We start from the raw sequence: 7,863 nt of genomic DNA, 5'->3' as shown, positions 1-7,863 counted from the left end.
AAGGAGCCGCAGCCGGAGGAGCAGGCCTCGTTGACGGCGATCGAGTCGATGACGCCGTCGGTGATGGCCAGGTACTTCATGTCCTGGCCGCCGATGTCGATGACGGCGGTGACGCCGGGGCTGACCATTTCGGCACCGCGGTAGTGCGCCATCGTCTCGACCACGCCCTCGTCCAGGTGCAGGCCGGTGGTGATCAGGCCCTCGCCGTAGCCGGTGGCGCAGGAGCGTGCGATCCACGCGCCCTCGGGCAGTTCGGACTGGATGCGCTTGACGATGTCGATGGCCGCGGTCAACGGGCTGCCGTCGTTCGTGGCGTAGCTGGACCAGACGATCTCACGGTCGTCGTTGACCAGCGTGGCCTTGATAGTGGTTGATCCGGCATCGATGCCCAGGAAATGCGGGCCGGACGCGTCCTCCAACGTGCCGATGTGCACGTGCTCACGGTGGTGCCGGGCGTTGAAGGCCTCGCGGTCCGCTTCGGTCGGGAACAGCGGGGGCATCGTCGGGGTGTTGACCGGCAGGTGTTCGAGTTCGTCCAGACGCGCCAGGATGTCGGCGCAGGGGCGGGCCTCGAAGTGTTCGATGGAGTCGAGCTTCTCCGGCTGCCCGGCCAGCAGAGCCGCGCCGAACGCCACGTACAGATGGGCGTCGGTCGGCACGATGAATTCGTCGACCTTGCCTTCGAGCGCCCGATGGAACGCCTCGCGCAGCTCGGACATGAAGAACAGCGGGCCGCCCAGGAAGATGACGGTGCCGTGGATCGGACGGCCGGACGCCAGACCGGCGATGGTCTGGGTGGCGACGGCGGTGAAGATGGAGGCCGCCAGATCCGGCTTGGCGGCGCCGTCGTTGATCAGCGGCTGCAAGTCGGTTTTGGCGAACACGCCGCAGCGGGATGCGATCGGATACAGCGTGGTGTAGTGCTTGGCCATCTCGTTGAGGCCTTCGGCGTCGGTGTCCAGCAACGTGGACATCTGGTCGATGAACGCGCCGGTGCCGCCCGCGCAGGAGCCGTTCATACGCTGCTCCGGCGTCGGCTTGAGATAGGTGATCTTGGCGTCCTCGCCGCCGAGCTCGATGATGACGTCGGCCTGCGGGTATTCAGCGTCGATCGCCTCGGTCTCGGCGATGACCTCCTGGATGAACGGTACGTGCAGGCTGTCGGCGAGCGCCAGACCGCCGGAACCGGTGATGGCCAGTCGGACCGGTTCGTCACCGCGGCCCTGCCCCACCAGTGTGGTGTGGATGTCCTCCAACAGTCCGGCCACGGTGGCGCGCACATTGGCGTGATGACGGCGATAGTCGGAGAACAACACACGTTCGAGCGCATCCTCCTGATCGAGCACCACGGCCTTCACCGTGGTCGAGCCGATGTCGAGTCCTACGCGCAGCGGCTTCATATCGCTCCTCTCGGCCGCGGTATTCGCGGTATCCACCATGTACACCTCGTTCGATTCAGCGCCGGGACGATGTCTCCAGGAACACCGCATACGCCCGGTTACCCATATGTAATATAGTCGGGGACCGGCCCAAACCACGCCCCGAACGCCCACATTGTCGTTTGGCGAACGCATTCGGCGTTGTCCCGGCATCCCATCCGTCCCGTCGGCCGCGCGCCACCATATACTGGTGCCATGAACACTTTTCTGCTTCGTGACGTGGTCAATGCCGACTCCTCCGCCTCCATCAGCGACTATGGCGCCCATGTGCTGACATGGACCCCCGCCGGACAGCCCCCGGTGATCTGGCGCCCCGCCGCCGTCCAGCTGCACGAGGGCACCGCCATCCGCGGCGGCGTGCCGATCATCTTCCCCTGGTTCAACACCGGCTGGGATGGCGGACGCCCCGTATCCAAACAGCCGAAGCACGGGTTCGGCCGCGTGGCCTTCTGGTCCTTCGACGCGGATGCCTCGTCCGATCGGCATGTCCGGTATACGCTGGATTCCGCCGATTTCGGCGACGACCTGCTGGCACAGCTCAATTCAGGCGACCACCCCCGTTTCCACGCGACCTATGACGTCGAGATCGGCGAGCGGATCGCCATGACCCTGACCGTGACCAACGACGGCGACGAACCGCTCACCTACGAGGCGGCGCTACACACCTACCTGCATGTGGGCGATGTGGAGCGGATCGCGGTGCACGGTCTGGAATCCTGCGAGTATCTGGACAACACGCAGCCTGGTGTCCCCCACTGTTCCGCGACCGGCGAGCCGATCACGTTCGACGGCATGGTCGACCGGACGTATCTGCGCGGGGATGAAGCCGACGCTCCCCTCGCCATCGACGACCCGGTGCTGGGGCGCACAATCGAGATCATCAATGCCGGCGCACCGCAGGCGGTGGTCTGGAATCCGGGCCAGGCCGCCGGCGACGCGATGGGCGATCTGGCCGTCGGCGAATGGCGCGGCTTCGTCTGCGTGGAGGCGGTGGCCCGTCTCGACCGGAGCGTGACGCTCGCGCCGGGGCAGACGCATACGCTCTCGCAGACGCTGTCGGTGCGCTGATCGACACCCTCCACCGTCTTCACTTGCCGAGTCATCCGGCGCCCCGATGGCTCAGCAAGTCAGGAGGCCTGCTGGCCCTCCCCTGCCTCGCGGTCCTTCAGATAGATCTCGGGGATGTCGCGCTCTTGATCGTGCAGCTTGGCCCAGATCACCGGCGCCCCGGCGGCCAGCGACTTGGGGACGTCCAGGATGCGCTGGTTGGAGCTGCCTCGGAACTGCAGCAGGGAGTCCTTGAGCGTCCTAATGAACCGGCCATCGACCAGCACATCGATGAGTTCCAGCAGTTCGCGCTTATCCGGCGTCTCGCCGGGGCGCATGAGCTCCTCCCAGGTGTACCCGGTCCAGGACCAGATGTCCTTGGTGTGGCCGAACTCCCTGCGGATGCGGCGTGACAGCGGGATGAGCACCGGCGTGGCCAGCAACGGTTCGCCGCCGAGGAAGGTGATGCCCTGCACATAGTCGGGCTTGAGGTCCTCGATGATCCTGTCCTCCAGCGCCTGCGTGTACTCGTGGCCGGCCTGGAAGTCCCAGATCGAGGCGTTGAAGCAGTCCACGCAGTGGAACGGGCAGCCGGAGACGTACAGCGAGTTGCGCACGCCTTCGCCGTCGGTGACGATGAAGGTCTTGTAGTCGGCGATCATGCGCTTGGACATGCGCCGGCCGTCCCACTGGCCCGCCTTCGGGTCGTTGGCCAGCCCACCGGAGGGCACGGAGGGGCCGCGGCCTGTCTCCCCCGCGGCGAAGTCGTGGCGGGTGGTTTCGGTGGCCCTGCGCAAGTCCGTCATGCCGTCTCCTTCATCGTTGATTGCCTGCCGTCTCGGTGCATCCGTATGCATCCGTAATGCTGCATCCGTGGTTTGGATGACGATTCGCGGGTAAGGCTGAGGGTGGTTCGCGACGGTCTGCCGCCACGAACCACCCTCCTGCCGCGTACGTCACCACGGCCGTTCCGTCATCGGGAATGATCGGGAATGCCGGATGCTTACTTGGTCTCCTCGAACCACTCGCGGGTCTCTCCGTCGGCGAGCGTGACGCGACCGGTTTCGCCGCTCATGTGCTTGACGCGGTGCGAGATCTCCTCGTGACGGCCGTGCACCATCGGACGCTGCACCGGGTTGCCCAGGTAGCCGCAGGTGCGCTTGGTCACGTTGCACTTGTCCGGGTCGGAGTTGCCGCACTCGGGGCACTTGAAGCCCTCGTCGGTGGGTTCGAAGTCGCCCTGGAACCCGCAGACGAAGCAGTGGTCGATCGGGGTGTTGGTGCCCAGGTAGCCGATGCCGATGTTATAGGCGTAATCCCACACGGCTTCGAGCGCCTTCGGGTTGTCCTGCAGGCACGGGTACTCGCAGTAGTTGATGAAGCCGCCGGAAGCGTAGTACGGGAAGTCCTTCTCGAAGGTGAGCTTCTCCATCGGGGTGGGCTGCAGCCACACCGGGTAGTGGAAGGAGTTGGTGTAGAAGTCGTGGTCGGTCACGCCCTCGATCTCGCCGTACTTCTCCCTATCCATGCGGTTGAAGCGGTCGGTCAGCGATTCGGCCGGCGTGGAATACACCGAATAGTGGTACCCCTCCGCGGTGCTCCACTGCTTGCACAGTTCGTTCATGCGCTTGACGATGGACAGGGCGAAGTCCTTGCCTTCCGGATCCCAGCCGTGGTCGCGCATCCAGTTCTTGCCGTAGAACACGGCGGTCGCCTCATACAGGCCGATGTAGCCCAGCGACACGGTGGCGCGTTCGTTCTTGAACAGCTGATCCACATTGTCGTTCGCGCCCAGACGCCCGAAGGCACCGAAGCGGAACAGGGTGGGCGCGTTGACCGGTGTGGCCTGCTTGCAGCGCATGATGCGGAACTGCAGGGCCTGGTGCGCGATCTCCATGCGCTCGTTGAACAGCTTCCAGAAGCGGTCCTTGTCACCGTGGCACTCGATGGCGATGCGCGGCACATTGACCGTGACCACGCCCAAGTTCATGCGACCGTCCTCCACGTCCTCGCCGGTCTCGGGATCGGTCCAGGCCTGCAGGAAGGAACGGCAGCCCATCGGGGCCTTGAAGCTGCCGGTGATCTTGACGATGTTCTCATAGAACACCACATCCGGATACATGCGCTTGGTGGCGGATTCCAGCGCCAGCTGCTTCAGGTCGTAGTTCGGGTCACCCGGGTCGGCGTTCACGCCGTGCTTGATCGTGAACACCAGCTTCGGGAAGATGGCGGTGTGGTGTTCCTTGCCCAGGCCGCGGATACGGTTGAGCAGGATGGCACGCTGGATTTCGCGGGAGAACCAGTCGGTGCCCAGACCGAAGCCGATGGTCACGAACGGGGTCTGGCCGTTGGAGACGCGGTTGGAGTTAATCTGGTACTCCATGGTCTGCATGGCGTCGTAGATGGCCTTGCGGGTGCGGATCTTGGCCAGGATCTCGCGCTCCTGCTCCAGCTCGTCGACGTCGGTGTGGAACGGGGTGTCCATCGGCAGCGGTTCGCGGTTGCCGAAGTGCAGCTTCTTGGGCTCGTTGGCCTTGGCACGCTCGACCTGCTCGCGGGCGAACTCCACCGGCATGCCGTCGGGGATGGTCTCGCGGGCCTCCTCCAGGAACTTCTCGTAATCCTTCTTGGCGTAGGTGGCCAGATGCTCGTCGGCGCGGTTGGCGGTCTGGCCGCCGTACTGGCTGGAAGCCACGTCCTTCATGATCTGGGTGATCTGGGTGGCGGCGATGGCGATGGACTTCGGGCTGGCCATCGGGGCGTTGCCCAGCGTGAAGCCGTTGGCCAGCATGTCCCAGAAGTTCGGCAGCGAGCAGTTGGACTGCGCGGTGAACGGCGAGTAATCAGCATCGTGGAAGTGGATGTCGCCCTTCATATGCGCGTTCGATACCGCCGGCGGCAGCATGGTGAACGCGGCGGCCTTGGACACGGCGCCGGCCAGCAGATCGCGCTGGGTGGCGTAGACGTTGGAGTCCTTGTTCGCGTTCTCGTGGATCAGGGTCGGGTCCTGATTGATGAATCGGGACACGGCCTCGTTGACGTCGGTGGCCTTGGCGCGCTCGATGTCGCGGTCCAGACGGTAGCTGGTGTAGGCGCGGGCCACGTCATACAGGTGGTTCTCGATCAGCCCGTGCTCGACGAGGTTCTGGATGTCCTCGATCTTGGCGGGGCCGGCGTAGCGCAGCTTAATCTCGCCCTCGATCTGATCGGCGATGCCGCGGATCAGATCCTCCTGCTGCGGGCCCACCTGCTTGTTCAGATCGGTGAACGCGGCCTTGATGGCGTTGATGATGTTGGCCGCGTCGAAATCCACGATACGACCGTCACGCTTCTCCACTAACACGGTGGAGGTGGCGGTGCGCGTTGCTTCCATCATCTGGGTCTCCATGGTCGCTCACTCCTTTATGGCCTGCGCCGCAGGCAAATTACACGTATGAAGTTTTTTCAACTTACATGACTCTACGACAACCCCACCCCGATATCTAGTAGCGGCACGCCGCCCCAACACTAGATGTAGTGATTTTCGGCAGCATTCCGCCAAAACGACAATTGTGTGATTTGGGTAACAGTTTGCGCCGAACAAGGCTCAGCCCGCATCATCATTAGAGACTCGCCGTACGGGCTCCGCGCGCCGCTGATTCACCGACCCGCGCACGTCATCTTGTCCGTTCACCGGAGGAACCTTGGGTGCATGACTGTTGACTATGGATACGGTTCTGCGGCATCGCAGCCGGCGGATATGGGGACGTCCGCCGGCCCGCGGCCGCTGGACCAGCTGCCCCGCCTGGCGCGGGACACCACCGCTGAGAACCCCTGGCCGGTCAGTGTGCTGAGCCAGAAGTACCACAACGCCGTCTCCAAATGGCCCGAGGCCTGGGTGGAGGGGCAGATCGTGGAGATCAACATGCGCCGCTCCACGTCCGGGTACATCACGCTACGAGACAACTTCGAGGAGGTCTCGCTGTCGGTGATGGGCTTCAGCCGTTTCGTGGCCAAGGCCCGCGACTTCCGCCAGGGCGACCGCGTGGTGGTGCATGGCAAGGCCGACGTGTGGGTCAAGGCCACGCGCCTGAGCTTTGTGGCCGACGACATCCGCCGCATCGGCGCCGGCGACCTCAAGGCCCAGATCGACGAGCTGCGCAAACGGCTCAAGGGCGAAGGGCTGTTCGACACGGAGAACAAGGTGCCACTGCCGGAATTCCCCGCATGCATCGGGCTGGTATGCGCCCCGCAGGCGCGTGCCGAGGGCGATGTGATCACGAACGTCAACCTACGCTGGCCGGCGGTGCGGTTCAAGGTGGTCCACGCGCATGTGCAGGGAGCGCAATGCCCGGCGGACGTCATCGCCGCGATCCAGCGGCTCGACGCCGATCCGGAGGTCGACGTGATCATCGTGGCCCGCGGCGGCGGCAGCTTCGAGGACCTCATCGGCTTCTCCGACGAGGGCGTGGTCCGCGCGACGGCCGCCTGCGTCACGCCGATCGTCTCCGCCGTGGGACACGAGGACGATTGGACACTGATCGACCTGGCCGCCGACCTGCGCGCCTCCACCCCCACCGACGCGGCCAAACGCGTCGTGCCGGACGTGCATGAGCAGCGGCAGCTGATCGCCGGCGCGATCGGCCAGATGCGCATGCGAATCAGCGCCCGCGTGGACAACGAAACCCGCCTGATCGAGGGGTACGCCACCCGGCCGAGCCTGACCCAACCGCAGACCATGCTGGAACCGCACCAGCGATTCGTCGACGACGCCGTGGTGCGGATGCGGCACGGCCTGACACGCATCGTGGACGACGCCACGATGACCGTCGAGAAACTGCACGCCTCCCTGACGGCATTGAGCCCGCAATCCACGCTGAACCGCGGCTACGCGGTCGTCCAGACCGCCGACGGGCATGTACTGGACGACGCCGCGCACGCCGCCCCCGGCGACGCACTGACCATCACACTGAAGCGCGGCACCGTCACGGCCGAAGCCACAGGCACGCAGTCGTGACCCCACCCGAACCACACCCTGCAACATTCGCACAGGAAAGGAACCCACCGATGACCGACAAGACCACCACCGACGCAACCGACACCGAGACCGCCACCGCACCGGCCGTCGCATCCTCGCTGACCGATGCCGAGCGCGAGGCCATCGCGCAGATGCCGTATGAGGAGGCGCGAGACAAGCTCATCCAGGCCGTGCAGGCGCTGGAAGCCGGCGGACTGAACCTGGACCAGTCGATGCGCCAGTGGGAGATCGGCGAGGCGCTCGCCCGCCGCGCGCAGACGCTCCTGGGCGAGGTGCGCGCCAAGCTCGACGCCGCCCAGGCCGAGCAGGCCGCCTCAGCGCAGACGGCCGGGACTCAGTCGAATCTCGACTGAGTCCCCC

6 protein-coding genes are annotated in these 7,863 nt (G+C 65.2%); 3 read left to right on the top strand and 3 right to left on the bottom strand.

The annotated features are described in order from the left end of the window. Nucleotides 1-1,439, bottom strand: a 1,439-nt coding sequence (locus B4C31_RS02895) for a BadF/BadG/BcrA/BcrD ATPase family protein (RefSeq protein ID WP_291531268.1), incomplete at its 3' end; no start/stop codon positions are given. A 195-nt stretch (nt 1,440-1,634) separates the two neighbouring features. On the opposite strand from B4C31_RS02895, the gene B4C31_RS02890 reads away from it, so the two are divergent. Beyond that, the gene (locus B4C31_RS02890) at nt 1,635-2,507 is read left to right on the top strand and encodes a D-hexose-6-phosphate mutarotase (protein ID WP_291531267.1); all 873 of its coding nucleotides are present in this window, start codon (nt 1,635-1,637) and stop codon (nt 2,505-2,507) included. A 59-nt stretch (nt 2,508-2,566) separates the two neighbouring features. Here the strand turns inward: B4C31_RS02890 and nrdG are convergent, their stop codons facing one another. Both nrdG and nrdD read right to left on the bottom strand, forming a co-directional pair. Next, nucleotides 2,567-3,292, bottom strand: coding sequence for an anaerobic ribonucleoside-triphosphate reductase activating protein (gene nrdG / locus B4C31_RS02885; RefSeq protein ID WP_291531266.1), 726 nt, complete (start codon nt 3,290-3,292; stop codon nt 2,567-2,569). A gap of 197 nt (nt 3,293-3,489) precedes the next feature. After that, nucleotides 3,490-5,874 (bottom strand): anaerobic ribonucleoside-triphosphate reductase, encoded by a 2,385-nt coding sequence (gene nrdD, locus B4C31_RS02880; RefSeq protein ID WP_291531265.1) that lies wholly within the window; start codon nt 5,872-5,874, stop codon nt 3,490-3,492. A 351-nt stretch (nt 5,875-6,225) separates the two neighbouring features. Between nrdD and xseA the strand changes: the two genes are divergently transcribed. Together xseA and B4C31_RS02870 are read left to right on the top strand one after the other, a co-directional pair. After that, nucleotides 6,226-7,482, top strand: a complete 1,257-nt coding sequence (gene xseA / locus B4C31_RS02875; protein WP_291531269.1) for an exodeoxyribonuclease VII large subunit — start codon at nt 6,226-6,228, stop codon at nt 7,480-7,482. A gap of 50 nt (nt 7,483-7,532) precedes the next feature. Beyond that, nucleotides 7,533-7,856, top strand: coding sequence for an exodeoxyribonuclease VII small subunit (locus B4C31_RS02870; protein WP_033509600.1), 324 nt, complete (start codon nt 7,533-7,535; stop codon nt 7,854-7,856). Nucleotides 7,857-7,863: the final 7 nt, after the last annotated feature.

It is taken from the genome of Bifidobacterium sp. UBA4282 (assembly GCF_002394995.1).
GTDB classification, from domain to species: Bacteria; Actinomycetota; Actinomycetes; order Actinomycetales; family Bifidobacteriaceae; genus Bifidobacterium; species Bifidobacterium pullorum_B.
The sequence above is the reverse complement of the archived record's forward strand: the minus strand, read 5'-3'. Positions and strand labels throughout refer to the sequence as shown.